At 65.7% G+C, this 15,668-nt stretch carries 15 protein-coding genes and 2 pseudogenes; 11 read left to right on the top strand and 6 right to left on the bottom strand.

The features are described 5' to 3' along the window. Positions 1 to 263: 263 nt before the first annotated feature. Entirely contained in the window at positions 264 to 1,709 is a 1,446-nt protein-coding gene (locus tag CK489_RS26465; protein ID WP_050631396.1) for a DASS family sodium-coupled anion symporter, read from the bottom strand. A gap of 237 nt (positions 1,710 to 1,946) precedes the next feature. Between CK489_RS26465 and aat the strand changes: the two genes are divergently transcribed. The 4 genes and pseudogenes from aat (at position 1,947) to CK489_RS40960 (ending at position 3,910) form a co-directional block, all read left to right on the top strand. After that, positions 1,947 to 2,627: a leucyl/phenylalanyl-tRNA--protein transferase gene (gene aat / locus CK489_RS26460; RefSeq protein WP_095734348.1), complete on the top strand. Its 681-nt coding sequence runs from the start codon at positions 1,947 to 1,949 to the stop codon at positions 2,625 to 2,627. 42 nt (positions 2,628 to 2,669) lie between these two features. Then, entirely contained in the window at positions 2,670 to 2,900 is a 231-nt protein-coding gene (locus CK489_RS26455; RefSeq protein WP_143278223.1) for a hypothetical protein, read from the top strand. 137 nt (positions 2,901 to 3,037) lie between these two features. Next, positions 3,038 to 3,502 (top strand): annotated as a pseudogene (locus CK489_RS42940) (glycoside hydrolase domain-containing protein); the annotation flags it as partial. A gap of 207 nt (positions 3,503 to 3,709) precedes the next feature. Beyond that, positions 3,710 to 3,910 carry an SH3 domain-containing protein gene (locus CK489_RS40960; RefSeq protein ID WP_143278222.1) on the top strand — a complete coding sequence of 67 codons (201 nt, stop codon included), beginning with the start codon at positions 3,710 to 3,712 and terminating at the stop codon, positions 3,908 to 3,910. A 36-nt stretch (positions 3,911 to 3,946) separates the two neighbouring features. Here CK489_RS40960 and CK489_RS26445 read toward each other — a convergent pair whose 3' ends face one another. Continuing rightward, positions 3,947 to 4,948, bottom strand: coding sequence for a DUF2155 domain-containing protein (locus tag CK489_RS26445; protein ID WP_198961028.1), 1,002 nt, complete (start codon positions 4,946 to 4,948; stop codon positions 3,947 to 3,949). Positions 4,949 to 5,204: 256 nt separating this feature from the next. Here CK489_RS26445 and CK489_RS26440 point away from each other — a divergent pair, with 256 nt between their 5' ends. From CK489_RS26440 to CK489_RS26420, 5 genes and pseudogenes are all read left to right on the top strand, one after another. After that, positions 5,205 to 5,984 carry an SDR family NAD(P)-dependent oxidoreductase gene (locus CK489_RS26440; RefSeq protein WP_095734345.1) on the top strand — a complete coding sequence of 260 codons (780 nt, stop codon included), beginning with the start codon at positions 5,205 to 5,207 and terminating at the stop codon, positions 5,982 to 5,984. Between the two features lie 36 nt (positions 5,985 to 6,020). After that, positions 6,021 to 6,962 (top strand): LipP1 family hormone-sensitive lipase, encoded by a 942-nt coding sequence (gene lipP1 / locus CK489_RS26435; protein WP_095734344.1) that lies wholly within the window; start codon positions 6,021 to 6,023, stop codon positions 6,960 to 6,962. Then, positions 6,962 to 8,191 (top strand): cation:proton antiporter, encoded by a 1,230-nt coding sequence (locus CK489_RS26430; protein WP_095734343.1) that lies wholly within the window; start codon positions 6,962 to 6,964, stop codon positions 8,189 to 8,191. Before lipP1 ends, CK489_RS26430 begins: the two co-directional genes overlap by 1 nt. A 457-nt stretch (positions 8,192 to 8,648) precedes the next feature. Further along, positions 8,649 to 9,995, top strand: a pseudogene (gene nhaA, locus CK489_RS26425) (Na+/H+ antiporter NhaA); the annotation flags it as partial. Between the two features lie 104 nt (positions 9,996 to 10,099). Then, a complete protein-coding gene (locus CK489_RS26420) occupies positions 10,100 to 10,522 on the top strand; it encodes a hypothetical protein (RefSeq protein WP_245350508.1) in 423 nt (140 codons plus the stop codon). Positions 10,523 to 10,767: 245 nt separating this feature from the next. Here CK489_RS26420 and CK489_RS26415 read toward each other — a convergent pair whose 3' ends face one another. Both CK489_RS26415 and CK489_RS26410 read right to left on the bottom strand, forming a co-directional pair. Then, entirely contained in the window at positions 10,768 to 10,986 is a 219-nt protein-coding gene (locus tag CK489_RS26415) for a hypothetical protein (protein ID WP_050632052.1), read from the bottom strand. 207 nt (positions 10,987 to 11,193) lie between these two features. Beyond that, the gene (locus CK489_RS26410; protein ID WP_050632055.1) at positions 11,194 to 12,132 is read right to left on the bottom strand and encodes a GlxA family transcriptional regulator; all 939 of its coding nucleotides are present in this window, start codon (positions 12,130 to 12,132) and stop codon (positions 11,194 to 11,196) included. A 110-nt stretch (positions 12,133 to 12,242) separates the two neighbouring features. Between CK489_RS26410 and CK489_RS26405 the strand changes: the two genes are divergently transcribed. Beyond that, on the top strand, positions 12,243 to 12,929 hold the full coding sequence (locus tag CK489_RS26405) for a DJ-1/PfpI family protein (RefSeq protein ID WP_050632053.1): 687 nt from the start codon (positions 12,243 to 12,245) through the stop codon (positions 12,927 to 12,929). Positions 12,930 to 13,323: 394 nt separating this feature from the next. Here CK489_RS26405 and CK489_RS26400 read toward each other — a convergent pair whose 3' ends face one another. Next, positions 13,324 to 13,734, bottom strand: a complete 411-nt coding sequence (locus CK489_RS26400) for an NADH:ubiquinone oxidoreductase subunit NDUFA12 (protein WP_050632054.1) — start codon at positions 13,732 to 13,734, stop codon at positions 13,324 to 13,326. A 267-nt stretch (positions 13,735 to 14,001) separates the two neighbouring features. Between CK489_RS26400 and CK489_RS26395 the strand changes: the two genes are divergently transcribed. Beyond that, positions 14,002 to 14,538, top strand: a complete 537-nt coding sequence (locus CK489_RS26395; RefSeq protein WP_095734340.1) for a BA14K family protein — start codon at positions 14,002 to 14,004, stop codon at positions 14,536 to 14,538. 65 nt (positions 14,539 to 14,603) lie between these two features. Here CK489_RS26395 and CK489_RS26390 read toward each other — a convergent pair whose 3' ends face one another. Beyond that, complete coding sequence (locus CK489_RS26390) at positions 14,604 to 15,500, bottom strand: DMT family transporter (RefSeq protein WP_095734339.1); 897 nt, start codon at positions 15,498 to 15,500, stop codon at positions 14,604 to 14,606. Positions 15,501 to 15,668 lie beyond the last annotated feature (168 nt).

The following is a 15,668-nucleotide window of genomic DNA, read 5'->3' as shown; positions in this document are numbered from 1 at the left end:
CCGGTCAGAAACCCCGGCCAACGCGACGCTCGCCTGACGGGTCCAGGTGCGACGATCGACGGGTCTTTGATATGCTGGTCCATAAACTTGCCCACGAAGAAACACGAACGAGCTCGCGCGGCTCTATGTGTCCCCTGAAATCCGCGCGCGCCACATTCGAGGAAGCATTTTGAACGCTTCCCTCTGACAATGCGCGTTAAGAATCGGAAAGGATGGCCCCTCCTTCCCGGTCGAGCGCTGTTTCACGCTGGATTGTGGCTATTTTACCCGATCGACTGTAACCAGGGCAACACGATCAGCAACAATCCGGCAAAGTAGATCAGGCCGAAGATCAGCCCGAATTTCCAGAAGTCGCCTTTGCCGATATAGCCGCTGCCGTAATACATCGGCGCCGGTCCCGTGGCGTAGGGCGAGATCACGCCCATCAGCCCGAGCGAATACACACACAGCAGCATCAGGGTCTGCACCGACAGGCCGGGAATGCTGGAGCCGACCGCGAGCACCACCGGCAGCACGGCCGCAGTATGCGAGGTGATGCTCGAGAAGAAATAGTGGATCCAGAAGAAGAAGGTGACGAGCAGGATCATCCCGACCAGCGGCGAGGTGCCGGAGAGCGGCTTGGCGTAGCCCTCGGCCACCCATTTGATGAAGCCGATCTCGTTCAATCCTGACGACAGCGTGAGCAGCGAAGTGAAATAGAAGAATACCTCCCAGGCGCTCTTCTCCGCGACGATGTCCTCGAACGCGATCACGCCGGTGAGAAGCATCAGCGAGATCACGACGAACACCACGGTGGTCGCGTTGATGAAGTTCGAGCCGAGCAGCGGCACGCTGATATTGGGGTTGGAGCCGCAGATCCACAGGAACATCGCGAGCAGCACCAGCACCGCCATGATCCATTCTTGCCGTGACGGCGCCCCCATCTTGGCGAGCTCGCCCTCGCTCCAGGTCACGATCTCCGGGCTCTCCTTGATCTCGGGCCGGCAGACCAAATAGCTCAAGAGCGGCACCAGCAGCAGCAAGAGGATACCGAGCGGCGCGAAGCCGATGAACCATTGCGACCAGCCGACCTCGATGTTGACGAGCTTCTTGGCGATCGAGAGCGCGGCGGCGTTCGGCGCCAGCGCGGTCAAAAACAGCGAGCTGGTCACCGCCGTGGTCGCGAACGCCGTCCACATCACGAAGGTGCCGATCTTGCCCGCGGTCGGACCGGGCTCGGAGCCATAGATGCGCGGGATGTTGCTGACGATCGGATAGATGGTGCCACCCGAGCGCGCGGTGTTGGACGGCGTCGCCGGCGCCAGCACGAGATCGGAGAACGCCACCGCATAGCCGAGCCCGATGGTGCGGCGGCCGAGCCCGCGCACCAGCAGCAGCGCCAGCCTTCGGCCGAGCCCGCTCTTGCGGTAGCCGATCGAGAACACGAAGGCCCCGACAATCAGCCACACCGTGCTCTCGGAAAAGCCGCCGAGCATCCAGCGCAGCGACTTGTTCGGATCGGGCTCGACATAGCCGCCGACGCCGGCGACTGTCAGGCCGATCAGGCCCACCGCGCCGACCGGCATCGATTCGAGGATCAACCCGGTGATGACGGCGGCGAACACCGCAAAATAGTGCCACTGATTGGCGTTCAGCCCTGATGGCACCGGCACCAGATAGATCACCAGCCAGACCAGCAACGGCGCAAACGTCCGCCATGACGACTTCATGCAGCGTCCCCCTCAATGTGTCCTGATTGTCGGGCGTGCAAGCCGCCAAGTGCCCAACCAAGTCCCGGGCGGCGCCGCCATGTTTTTGTTGCAATGTAGCACGGTCGCGCAGTCCGTCTCGGGTGACTGCGGCCGAATGGCGCGGCTTGTGGAGGAACTGGCGCGTTTCGTCAACACGTCGCGCCCCCGCGGCAGCCCCCATCGCAAGACCGCCCGCGCTTTGCTATCCTCTGTGGCATGACGTCACGCGACTCCGCTTCCTCCGAGATCACACCCGAGGTGCTGCTGCGCGCCTATGCCTGCGGCATCTTCCCGATGGCGGAAAGCGCCGACGATCCGACCCTGTTCTGGGTCGAGCCGGAGTTGCGCGGCGTGATTCCGCTGGACGGCTTCCGCGTCTCCTCCCGCCTGGCGCGCACGGTGCGCTCGGACGTGTTCACGGTCACCGTCGACACCGCGTTCAAGGCCGTGATCGCCGGTTGCGCCGCGCCGCAGCCGGGCCGCGACGACACCTGGATCAACAAGCGCATCCGCGATCTCTATCTCGGGCTGTACACGTCGGGCCATTGCCACAGCGTCGAGGTCTGGCAGGACGACAATCTGGTCGGCGGCCTCTATGGCGTCAGCCTCGGCCGCGCCTTCTTCGGCGAGAGCATGTTTCACATCGTGCGCGACGCCTCGAAGGTCGCGCTGGTGCATCTGGTGGCCCGACTGATCGCCGGCGGCTTCGAACTGCTCGACACACAATACGTGACCGAGCACCTGAAGACGTTCGGCGCGGTCGAAATCTCGCGCCGCCGCTATCGCGCGCTGCTCGACAAGGCGATATCGGGCGCGCCGGCGGATTTCCGCAAGCTCGACGCCACGCAACCGGTCAAGGGTGCCGACGCGCTCGCGATCATCGCGGCCCGCCGCTAGACAGATCCCGCCGGGATCGTCGGCAAGCGCGTCCAGAAGGGCGTGACCGTGCTCGGGCGGGTTTCAAACTGGATGGGCGGCGTGCATCGCGGAACGTCCACGCACCTGCACTTCGATTGCAGCCAGACGCTTCAGCTGGGCGGCGGCAAGGTTGGCAATATCCATATCCCGATCTATCCCTCGCTGATCGTCGCCTACGCGGACGTTTGGCAACTCACCGGGCTGACCGTGCAGAACCACGTGCTGCTGCCCGGAAGCCCCTTTGAAAAGTGAGACGCACATGCGCCGCAGCACAGAAGGCCCATCGACCCTCACGCGCCGCGATGCGCTGTTGGGATGCCTTGCCGTCTCGGCATTCGGGCATCGCGCAACCGCCGCAACGTCGGCTGCCGTGAAGCTTCAGCTTCCAGCTGATCGCCGACTCGTCGGAGGACGTCACCCGGGCCCTTCCCGCCATCAAGCAAAGCGGCGTCAAGGCGATCGTCACATACTACGCAGCGGGCTACCAGCCGAGCCTGCCCACCAAACGCATCACGAAACCGGAGGCCGATGCGATCCTGGATGCCGGCCTCGCACTGGGCATCGCGTACCAATACAACAACAGCAGCCTTCAGACGTTCACGGCCGAGCGCGGCAGAACGGACGCCCTGTTCTCGCTCGATGAGGCCGGCCGGATTGGCCAGCCTGCGCGAACCACGGTCTATTTCGGTGTCGATGGCGATTGGCCGGACGCCCGCAGCGTCGCAAAGGTCCTGAGCTATTTCGAGGCGGTCAACGAAGCGTTCCGGCAGCGCGGGACGCTCCACGTCGGCGTCTACGGCTCCGGCAAGATCTGCAACGAACTCGGACAGCGCGGGCTCGCCACGCAGTTCTGGCTTCCAGGCTCCACCGGATGGGCCGACACAAGGAGCTTCTACAACAATGCCGGCTGGACGCTCTACCAGCATGCGCTGGAGCTGCCGTGCGGCAATGTTTCACTCGACGTCAATCTGGTCCGAGCCGACGCCGCCAGCCTCGGCTTCTTCGATCGCTCGGGGCCGTGGATCGCCGCGGACGACCTCACCAGGATCAATCAGTCGCGCATGTTCGTGGAGCAGCCTGGAGCCGGCCTGTTCGCGCAGCCGTCGGCAGGGTCCGACGTGCTCAAATCTCTGCGCCGCGGATCGACGGTGACGGTCCTTGAGAGCAAGTCGAGCTGGGTGCGTGTCGCGGCGACCGAAGGGCGCGATGGCTCGGGCTTCTGCCATGCCGGACAGCTCGCCCCGATCAATCGGATGCCTTGATCGGGATGAGCGTCCCGCGGTCGTCGCAGGACGCGATCAGTTTCCGAACAGGCCGCCGAACAACCCGCCCGGCCGCTGCTGCTGGGGCGGCGGAGGTGGCGGCTGCTGCTGATATTGCGGCAGCGGCTGCGGCGGCGGACGCGGCGCGGCCTGCTTCGGCGGCGCGCGCTTCTGGGCCGGCGGCGGAGGCGGCGTCGGCGCCTTCGGCGGATCGGGCGCGGCGGTCACGATGGTCTGGTCCGGCCCTTTGCAGTCGGTCAGCCAGATGTCGTAGATCGGATGCTCGACACCATGCAGGCCGGGGCTCGCCGCGAACATCCAGCCGGAGAAGATACGCTTCACCTCGCCCTGCAAGGTGATCTCGTCGACCTCGACAAAGGCGTCGGTGTTGGCGGCTTCGGTCGACGGCCTGGTGTAGCAGGCATCGGTCTTCACCCGCAGCGCGCCGAACTGCACGGTCTCGCCGATATCCTCGTCGAAATTGATGATGCGTCCGGTGATCTTGTCGAGGCCGGAGAAGCTCGCCTTCTTGTTGGTGATCTTGGTCGAAGGCGGCTCCTGCACCACCTCGTCACCCGGCTGCAGCGCGGCCGGCGTCTGCGGCGCGGCGCCCTGTGGTGCAGCTTGCGGCGCGCCCTTGGGCCGCTGTCCCGGCGGCAATGGATTGGCGCCGGGCGGCGTGTTGGCAACGGCGGGACCGCCGGGCTGCGGCGGCTGCACGGCAACGCCGGGCGGAGCGACCGTGGAGCCGGGCGGCGGCGCCAAAGGCTGCGACTGCACGTTGCCGGGCGGCGGCACCGCTTGGCCTGGCGGCAATGCCCGCGGCTGGGTCGGCAGCAGGCGGCCGCGCGGCAATTCCGGCACTTCCTCGTCGTCGTCGCTGGGCGGCGCCACCTGGCCACGCGGGATCGAGCCTGGCGGACGCGGCGCGGGATCGGAGAAAATCGTTCCGATCTGCGCGCGCGCGGGCGGCGCAAGCGAGATGGTTGAGGCGGCAACCAGGGCCGCAAAGCCAGTCAGGGCAACGGTTCGAAGCATCTCGCGCGGCTTTAAAGGGCGAATCGGGCTCGCGACAGTCTACCTTGATATCGGCCGCTCGCAGGCCACCGGTTAACACGCCGAATACGGCGGGGAAAGGGCACCCGGCCACCTCTCCCCGGCCCGCCGGCCACCCTCTGGTCACCCTCTGGTCACCCCTGGGAACACGTGTGATAGTCCTCACGCTGAAGCCACGCGGCACCGCGTGAAACCAGGAAAATCCGGATCGAACCGGACCAGCCAGAGGAAACCCAACATGCCCGATCGCATCAGGCTCGACGGCCGGGTCGCCGTCGTCACCGGGGCTGCCGGCGTCATCGGAACCGCCACGCTCCATCTGCTCGCCGAACGCGGTGCGCGGATTGTCGCAGTCGACCGCAAGGGGGCCGATCTTGCCGCCGCCGTCAAGGACCTCCCCGCCTCGGCCGAGGCCTTGGCGATCACGGCCGATGTCACCGACGAGGACGAGGTCAAGGACTATGTCCGCGCCGCCGTGGACCGCTTCGGCACCATCGACGCCTTCTACAACAACGCCGGCATCGAGGGCGACGTCAGGCCGATCCCTGAATATTCGCTGGAGAGCTTCCGCCGCGTGCTCGACGTCAATGTCGTCGGCGTCTTCCTCGGCATGAAGCATGTGCTGCCGGTGATGCTGAAGCAGAACAAGGGCAGCATCATCAACACCGCCTCGATCGCCGGCCTGATGGGATCGCCGATGATCGCGGTCTACAGCGCCAGCAAGCACGCGGTGATCGGGCTGACCAAGAGCGCGGCATGGGAATGCACCGGCACCGGCGTGCGGGTCAATTGCGTCTGCCCGGGCATGATCGAAAGCCGAATGCTGAGCACCATCCTACAGGGCCGCTCCGGCGGCAACGCGCCGCCCCCGGTCGAGAAGATCGTCGACCGCATCCCGGCGCGCCGGCTCGGCCTCGCCAGCGAGGTCGCCTCCATCGTCGCATTCCTCGCTTCCGACGAGGCGAGCTACGTCTCCGGCTCCGCCTACACCGTCGACGGCGGCCGCACCGCCGCCTGACACCCCAGCCCAGCATCACAACAAGGTTTGTCGTCCATGCCCGTCGTTCTCGATCCCGATGCCGCCGCCGTCTACAAGGCGTTCCAGGAGGCCGGCCGCCCCGCCTATGAATCGCTGACCGCGCCGGAAGCACGCGAATATTATCGCGCCGCCCGTATCGTCTCCAATCCGGAGCCGCCGGCGCTTGAATCGAGCAAGGAGCTCGCGATCCCGGCGCCGCACGGCAGCATCCCGGCGCGCATCTACACGCCGAACACGCTGCGCAAGGCGAACGGGCTCGCGCCGTGCCTGGTGTTCTTCCACGGCGGCGGCTGGGTGATCGGCGACCTCGATACCCATGAGGTGGTCTGCCAGAAGCTCGCCCATGAGGGCGAGCTGATCGTGGTCTCAGTGGACTATCGCCTCGCGCCCGAACACCGCTTCCCTGCCGCGGTCGACGACGCCGTCACCGCAACCAGATGGGTCGCCGCCAACGCCAAGGATCTCGGCATCGACGCCGCGCGCCTGATCGTCGGCGGCGACAGCGCCGGCGGCAATCTCGCGGCGGTGGTTGCACTCACCACCCGCGACGGCGGACCGAAGCTCGTGGCCCAGCTTCTGGTCTATCCCGCGACCGATTTCTCGCGGCAGCATCCCTCGCATCGCGAGCCCGAGACCAGCATCCTGCTGACCCATTCGGTGATCGGTTGGTTCGGCGACCACTATCTCGGTGATGCCGACGACAGCGACTGGCGCGCATCGCCCGCGCGCGCGAACGACTTCGCCGGCCTGCCTCCGGCCTATGTGCTGACCGCCGGCGCCGATCCCTTGCGCGACGAAGGCGACGAGTACGCGAAATTCCTCGAGGGCGCCGGCGTGCCCGTGACGTACCGGCATTTCCCCGGCCAATTCCATGGCTTCTTCACCATGGGCAAGCTGCTCAATCAGGCCAATGTCGCGGTGACCGAGATCAGCGCCTGGCTGAAGTCGCTGGGCTGATGTCCTCCTCGATCGAAATCGCCAGGCACACGCTGCTCTCCTGCGGCCTGGTCCTGGCGATCGGCACGGTCGCGGCGCTGCTCGCCCAGAAGATCCGGATTCCCGACGTCGCGGTGTTCCTCATCGTCGGCATCCTGATCGGCCCACATGCGCTGGGACTCGTCAATATCGCTGCCGATTCCGCGCTGAACCAGATCATACTGCTGTTCGGCGCGAGCTACATCCTGTTCGACGGCGGTGCGACGCTGCGGCTTGCCGTGCTGAAACAGGTCTGGGTCACGATCGCCGTGATCGCGACGGTTGGCGTCGTGATCACTGCGACGATCACGGGAACGGCGGCCAAGTTCATCCTGGGCGTTCCCGCGATCGTGGCGTTCCTGCTTGCGGCAACACTCGCCTCGACCGATCCGGCGACGCTCGTGCCGATCTTCCGCCAGGTTCGGATCAGGGACCGTGTCGCGCAAACCGTGATGAGCGAGTCGGCGTTCAATGATGCCATGGGTGCGATCATCACCTTCAGCCTGCTGGGCCTTGCGACCGGCAGTGCCTTCTCGCTCTCCGCCTCCCTGCTCCAGTTGCTGACGCATTCCGTCATCGGCATCGTCGCCGGCGTCGTGCTCGGTTATCTCGCGGCGCTGTTGATCGCTCACGAAAAGTGGGCGTTCCTCGCGGAATATGCGCCGGTGGTCACCGTCGTCGCCGTCATCAGCGCCTATTTCACCGCCGAGGGCATGCACGCATCCGGCTTCATGGCGGTGTTCGTGTTCGGCATCATGCTCGGCAACAAGGAGAGTTTCGGCTTCCAGATGGAGCCCGGCGAAGCGCAAAAGCTCGACGAGTTCGTGCTGACCACGGCCTTCATCCTGCGCCTCTTCATTTTCATTCTGCTGGGCGCTCAGGTCAATTTTGCGCTGATGCAGCAGTATTGGCTTGGCGGCGTCGCGGTCACGCTGGTGTTGATGTTTCTGGCGCGCCCCGCCACCGTCTTCCTGTGCGCGCTGCCCGATCGCCGCGCTCGCTGGAGTTTGCCGGAAATGCTGTTCATGTGCTGGACCCGCGAGACCGGCGTGATCCCCGCCGCGCTCGCCGGCCTCATGCTCGGCATGAAGGCGCCCGGAGCCGAGATGATCGCCTCCGTCACCTTCATTGCGATCCTGATGACGATCCTGATCCAGGCCTCGACCACACGCTGGCTTGCGTCGCGGCTCGGCCTGCTCGCGGTCGATTAGAACCGCCAGGCAAGAGCACCGGTGCGCTGCCGACGCTTATGTCGTCTTTATGCCGCGCGACCGCCGGTCGTCTCGCTTTCCTATGCCGTTCCCGCCATGTTTCGCGAGGCAAACGGCGCACGATCCCGTGGCGCCGCAGACGAGTTCCTCATTGAGGTGCGGTCATGCAGTATCCGTCACAAGACAACGATCGGAACCCGTATTCGCCGCTGCTGTGCATCGCCGTTTTCCTAATGTTCGGCGCGGCCACGCAGGTCAACGGTTTTGCGGGCTGGTTCTGACGGCTCCTCTCCTGCGCGCTTTTGACGCCCCGGCCGGCGCGCCACCACGTCGTCGCGAGCCTCGGTTAGGGTTGCTTTGCCCGGATTGCCGTGCGAAATCGCCCATGGGTGTTTGCTGCATGGAGCAGTGACAGGTTGAGCGATGGTCGGGCCACCACGCGGGAAGCGTGCGCCCGATGGACCACCGACTGCCAGCCGAAGACCCGCCGTCAACCCAACTGCTCGCGCAGCGCGCGTTCGCGACGCTCCAGCGTTTCCTGCATGTCGAGGCCGTCAGCGGTTGCGTGCTGCTGATGGCTGCCGTGGCGGCGTTGATCTGGGCCAATTCGCCCTTCGCCGGCAGCTACCACGCCCTTTGGCATCAGCCCGTCGCGATCCAGCTTGGCTCGTTCGTGTTCTCCAAGCCGCTGCACTTCTGGATCAACGATGGCCTGATGACGATCTTCTTCCTCGTCGTCGGCATGGAGATTCGTCGCGAGGCCCACGAGGGCGCGTTGAGCAGGTTCGACCAGGCGATCCTGCCCGTGGTCGCCGCAGCCGGCGGCGTCGTCGCCCCCGCCCTGATCTATCTGAGCCTGAACACCGATGCGGTGCGCGGCCAGGGTTGGGCCGTCCCCACGGCGACGGACATCGCGTTTGCCGTCGGCGTGCTCGCGCTGCTCGGACGGTCGATCCCGGTCAATCTGCGGATATTCTTGCTGGCGCTGGCGATCGTCGACGACGTCATCGCGGTGCTGATCATCGCGTTCTTCTATTCCGGAGGCCTTGGGTTCGGCGGCCTGCTTGTCGCCTCGTTCGGCATCCTGATGGTGCTGGCGCTGCAACGGATCGGGATCGGCTCGGCAATTGTCTACATCGTCCCCGGCGCGATCGTCTGGTCTGGTCTCCTGATGAGCGGAGCCCATCCGACGCTTGCCGGCATCGTGCTCGGCCTGATGACGCCGGTGCGGTCGATGCCTCTTGGAGAACATCCGTTGCAGATGCTGTCGCGGGTCGCCGGAGAGCTGCAAAACGGCGACGCGCTTCAAGGCAGTGAGACGCATCATCTGGCGTCACCGCGGCGGCAGCTTCGTCTCGCGCAACGCGAGATGTTGCCGCCCGTGGTACGCGTGCAGACTGCACTGCATCCCTGGGTCTCCTACGGCATCATGCCGCTGTTCGCATTGGCCAACGCCGGCGTCAGCCTGACTGGAATTGATCTCTCGGCCGGCGCTCAATCCGTGATGCTGGGCGTAGGCTTTGCACTCGTCGTTGGAAAGCCCGTTGGCGTAATCGGTACGACCTGGCTTGCGGTGCGGCTCGGCTGGTGCCGGCTGGCCCCCGCCGTTTCGTGGGGCGGCGTCTGCCTGGTCGGCCTGTTGGCCGGCATCGGCTTCACCATGTCGATCTTCATCGCGATGCTGGCCTTCGCCGATGAAGCCCTGTTGAACGCGGCTAAGCTGGGCGTGCTGCTCGGCTCGGTCGTCGCCGCCATGCTCGGCCTCGGTTGGGGTGCGATCTACATCCGGCGCCGTCGCAGCGTGACGCGCGCGCGTCGGTCGCCTGCCGCAGATCGATATGCCCGGAGACCGCACGGGCAGCCGGGCGAACGCTCGGCCGCCGGCTAACCCGCGACCGGCGCTCCGCATTGACGCTCCTCGCCCGCGCCCCGTTGGAACAGACGGACGACGAAATCGAAGCGGTGAGCTCGCATCGACCACGTGGCAATATTCGACCTCTCTCACCGATGCCGGACTACGTCGAGCACCGCAATGGCGTCAATGAAGTGGGCAAGCTGTCGGCCGAGGCCGTCGTGCGCGAGTATGAAGCGGCGGTGAAAGAGATCGAGGCCCTCGGAACGGAACAGCAATTGGCTGCCAAGAACTGCGAAGTAATGGTGGCCGGCGTCCATGACATGATCGCAGAGATCAAGGAGTTCGCCGCGGGTTACCGCGATCAGGGCAAGCGCTTCTTCCTGCAGATCGAAGCCGTCTCGTTGATGACCATGGAGGTCAGGGATACCTGCGAGACACTCAAGAAGAAGATCGCGACCGATACATTGAGCCAGTGATTTATTTCGGTTGAAGCACATTTCATGATCAGCATCCGAGGATCTCTGCGATCGTGGGCTGATCCTGTATTTGGTAAATGACTGCGCTAGTCCGGCGCGGCGGAACCGTTAGTTCTATTCAAGACCAGTTTGTTCAAGACCAAGTCATTCAACATCTTGCCCCGCTTCGGCGGGGCATTTGTGTTGTGAGACGAGCATTCCCTGCACGCGTCGCGTGCTCGAACTGGCCGGCCCTTCGTCCTGACTTAGCGTGCGTCAGGTGCACGCTCGGCTGTGTCCGCGGCCGGAGACAATGCGGATATCGGGGACCAGCGGTCGCTGAAATCCTTGGCCGGCAGCGTGTCTGCACCGGAGGCGACGACGTCGTCGGTCCGCGACGCGTGCGACCTCATCGTGGCGGCGGTTGCAGTGACGGCCAGCAGGGCGACAGCCACGAACCCGGTAATCGTTCGATGCTTTGTCATTAGAACCTCCTCGGGTCCCCAATGCCCACTAGACGTGGGTCACGGGAACCTTCGCGAGGTTCATCAGCGCAAGACGGCATGCATCGCATGAAATCGGACAACGATATTGTCCCAGGACTCAAGGTGCCGTCATCGGGTAGCAGTTGCCGCTTCGCCGCCGGAATGACCTTCGATCCACAAATCGCCGCAGCTTCCGCAGTCGACGACCTACCCCGCCCGCGAGGCCCGGCGCAGCGATTGCGGGGGTTGGCCGAAGGCGCGGATGAAGGCGCGGCGCATCCGCTCGGGATCGCGGAAGCCGGTGATCTCGGCGACGCGCTCGATCGCCTCGCCCGACGACTGCACGCGCTGCCGCGCCACCTCTATTCTCAGCCGCTCGACGGCCTTCGACGGCGTGGTGCCGGTCTCGGCGATGAAGGCGCGGGTGAAATGCCGCGAGCTCATCCCGGCCTTGTCGGCGAGGTCCTCGACCGTCAGCGGCGCGTCGAGATTTTCCCGTGCCCAGGCCAGCAGCGGCCCGAACCTGCCGTTCGGCGTCTTCAATTCCAGCAGCGAGGAGAACTGCGACTGCCCGCCACTGCGCCGGTGATACAGCACGAGCTGGCGCGCGGTGTTCTGCGCGACCTCGTCGCCATAGTCCTCGGTGATCATGGCGAGCGCGAGATCGATGCCGGCGGTGATGCCGGCCGAGCTCCAGATATTGCCGTCGCGGACGAAGATCTGGTCCGGCTCGAGCTTGATCTTCGGATAGGTCTTCACGAAATGCGGCGTGCGCTGCCAATGCGTGGTGGCGCGGCGGCCGTCGAGCAGGCCAGCTTCGGCCAGCACATAGGCGCCCGAGCAGACGCTGGCGACACGGACTCCGCGGTCCGCCATCCGCCGCACGAATGACAGCGTGGTCGGACAGGTCGCCGGCGTACGCACGCCGTTGCCGCCCGCGATGATCAGCGTCGTGATTGCTGCCGACGGCTTGAGGCCGCGTGCCAGCATCTCGACGCCGGACGACGAGCGCACCGGCCCGGCCTTCACGGCAATCGTCTTGATGCCCGGTGGATTGTTGGCGAAGCGCGCCGCGATCTCGAACGCCGCAATCGGGCCGGCCGCATCGAGCAGCTGGAAGTCGGGAAAGATCAGGATGCCGATCATCGCCAAATCCTTTGAACCCGGCCTCGTCCGAAAACGAGGGAAATACGCCATTCTTGACAGGAGGCCATCATGGCATCCTGGTTCCGTCAAGCGCTATTTGGAGGCCTCCGATGTCCGACCCCCTGCAGATTGGATTGCTCGTCTTCCCGAAGGTGACCCAGCTCGACCTGACCGGTCCGCTGCAGGTGTTCTCCTCGGTCCCCGGCGCGAAGGTGCATCTGATCTGGAAGCGGATCGAACCGGTTCCGACCGATTCCGTCATGGTGTTGACGCCGACCACGACCTTTGCCGACTGCCCGCAGCTCGACGTGATCTGCGTGCCCGGCGGCTTCGGCACCGACGACATGGTCGGCGACGAGGAGATGCTCGGATTCCTGCGCCGCCAGGCCGCGGGCGCGAAATACGTCACATCCGTTTGCACGGGATCGCTGGTGCTCGGCGCCGCCGGCCTGCTCAAGGGCTATCGCGCCACCACGCATTGGAGTGCGATCGATTTCCTCGCGGGCTTCGGCGCCATTCCGACCAAGACCCGCGTCTGCGTCGACCGCAACCGCTTCACCGGCGGCGGGGTCACGGCCGGCATCGACTTCGCACTGACGCTGGTGTCCGAGCTGGTCGATCGCAAGACCGCGGAAGCGATCCAGCTCAGGCTCGAATACAACCCGGCCCCGCCGTTCAATGCCGGCTCGCCCGACACGGCACCGGCCGAGATCCTGGCGCTGATGAAGGAGCGCATGGGACCGGCGCATGCGCGTCGCGGCGAATTGATGGGCCGGGCTGCGGCGCGGCTGGCTTGACCTGTTCGCTGCAAAGAAACTTGACCTGATCGCCCAAAGAAAAAGGCCGCCCGGTTTCCCGAGCGGCCCTTCCTGTCTCACGGTAGCCTCACATTTGCGGGCGATTTCAGGACATCTGTACCGGGGGCCTATCTCCCGGCCGCATCCAACTCGGAGGCCGCTGCTCATCGGGACAGTCGCGATCTGGAGCCCGATCCGACGCGATGGTTTCCCATCTCCGTAAGATGGCTTCATTGAGCCGCGAAGATGCGGACCGCGCAAGTGGACAGCATCGGCGGCGGCCGACCTGTCCCCGCTGTTACCGTTGTCCACAGGCGCGCACCTGCGCTGCCCGGCAACGCGTGCGCTGCACGCGCGCGATTGCGCACGTGCAGGGGTCAGCAATGCGTGAAGATCAGCTTCCCGGGGTCCAGGCGTGGTAGTCGCCGGTCGCCTTCGGGCGACGGCCGCTTGCCAGCGTCGAGCCGGACGGACGGTAAGCCTGGGCAGTGCCGGTCATGTTCGGCAGATGCGGCTTTTCCCATTCCTTGGCGACGTACTTCTCGTCGGTCGGGGGCACGTCGACCGTGTGGTGCAGCCAGCCGTGCCAGCCGGCCGGAATCCGGGACGCCTCGGCATAGCCGTTATAGACCACCCAGCGGCGCTCGAAATGCAGCGTCGGGTCGATCTCGCCGCCCTTGGTGCGATAGTAGCGGTTGCCCTGCTCGTCCTCGCCGACCAGTTCGCCGAATCGCGAGGTCCACAATTGCGTGCCAAAGGTCTGGCCGTTCCACCAGGTGAAGAATTTCAGCAGGAATTGTTTCATGCGTGGCCGGTCACAGGTTCGAGGCAGTCCGGCTCTGATGCCACCTGAATCCGCAAATGTCCAGCCGCCGCCAAGGTAGCCAGGCACTCCCGGAATAGACCCCATCACCTGCCCGTTTGGCGACCAAATGACGCGGTCACGGAGAGTTTTGTTCACCTGCCATACATGCGCCTCCGGCCAAACAAAGATGACGGACAATCAATGTCGCGCGCTGGAACGTCCAACCGCAGAAATGGTTAGACATTGTCCGTTTTGATGGAGTCCAAAATGATCAATATGAAGGTTCTGAGCACCGCTGCGGCGCTGGCGCTTGCGCTGCCGCTGGCTGTGGCGCCGACCGTTTCGTTCGCCCAGACGGCCGCGCAAATGGGCGCGATGGGCGGTGGCGGTGGAGCACGCGGCGGCGGCGGCGGTGGTGGCGGCGGGGGCCGCATTGGCGGTGGCGGTGGCGGCGGCTGGCACGGCGGCGGTGGCGGCGGCCACTGGGCCGGTGGCGGCGGCGGTGGTTGGCACGGCGGCGGCGGTGGCTGGCACGGTGGCTACCATCGTGGCGGCGGCTTCTGGCCGGGCGCAGTTGCCGGTGCAGTCGTCGGCGGCGCCCTCGCTTCGGGCGCGTACTACGGCTACGGGCCGGGATACGGCTACTATGACGACAGCTACGGCTATTACGACGACAGCGCACCTGTCGCCGTGGAAGCCGCGCCGGGCGGCGATGCGAGCTACTGCGCGCAGCGCTACAGGTCCTACGATCCGGCCTCGGGTACCTATCTCGGCTTTGACGGCCTGCGGCACCCCTGCCCGTAACGAGGATCCAAATTCCGGTTGAACAGAGGGCGGCGGCAACGCCGCCCTTTTTCATACCGGCTAGTTCAGGTCCGCAGGGCCACCGCGACGGCCGCGAACGTCACCAGCAGCGCCGCGATGTCGCTCGCGCTGAGCGGCTCGCGCAGCATGGCTGCCGCCGCCAGCACGCCGACCACGGGAACCAGCAGCGTGCCGATCGACGCAGTCGCCGCCGGCAGCCGCTCGAGCGCCGCAAACCAACAGACGTAGCAAAGGCAGAACTGGATCAGCGTCATGTAGAGCATCGACGCCCAGCCGAGCTGCGACAGCGCGGCGAGCTGCGGCTGCTCGATCAGGACGCCGGTGATTGCGATCGGCACGCAGCCGATCGCAAGCTGCCAGGCCGCGAGCGACAGCGGCGGCATTGCGAGCTTGAAGAACTTGGTCAGCACCGTGCCGAGCCCGACGCAAAGCGCGCCCGCAAGCGCGAACAGAATGCCCGGCAACTTGCCGAGGCTGGCGTCGATCCCGCCGCCGCCGATCAGCGCCGCGATCCCGGCGAGCGCCACCGCAAGCGCAAGCGCGCGCGGCAGCGACACGCGCTCGTCGAGCACCGGCCAGGCCACCAGCGCGACCCACACCGGAATCGAGATGCCGAGCACGGCCGCCTCGCTGGCCCGCAGCCAGATCAGCGCGAGGCCCATCGACGCGACCCAGCCGCCGATCGACAGCGTCGACACCAGGGTAAGCCGCAACCACATGCCATCGGGCACACGCAGCGTCTGTCCGCGTGCGAGCGCCACCAGAGCGAGCCCGGCCGCGCCGACCACGCCGCACAGCCCGCGCGACGACAACGGCGGCCACTCCGTCAGCAGGAATTTCATGATCGGGAAATTGAGGCCCCAGCCGGTCGAGGCGACGACCAGGAATGCGAGGCCGAGCGGTGACAGCGGCGCGCGGCCGGCGACGGGAACTGCGGTCATGGACCTGTCGTAATGTGGACGGACAAATACTAGTGATGGTATCAGGGCTAGCTGGAAATCTGCTTGTCAGCAAACAGCATATGCATTCTATGATACAGACTTTCCATCCAGGTTCCGCCTTAATCGGCAGCCGGGCCTAGCGAGTCGTCGGCACGCGAGGCCGCAGAA

The organism is Bradyrhizobium sp. UFLA03-84, from assembly GCF_002289535.1.
Lineage (GTDB): Bacteria > Pseudomonadota > Alphaproteobacteria > Rhizobiales > Xanthobacteraceae > Bradyrhizobium > Bradyrhizobium viridifuturi.
This window is presented reverse-complemented; position numbering and strand designations above follow the sequence as displayed.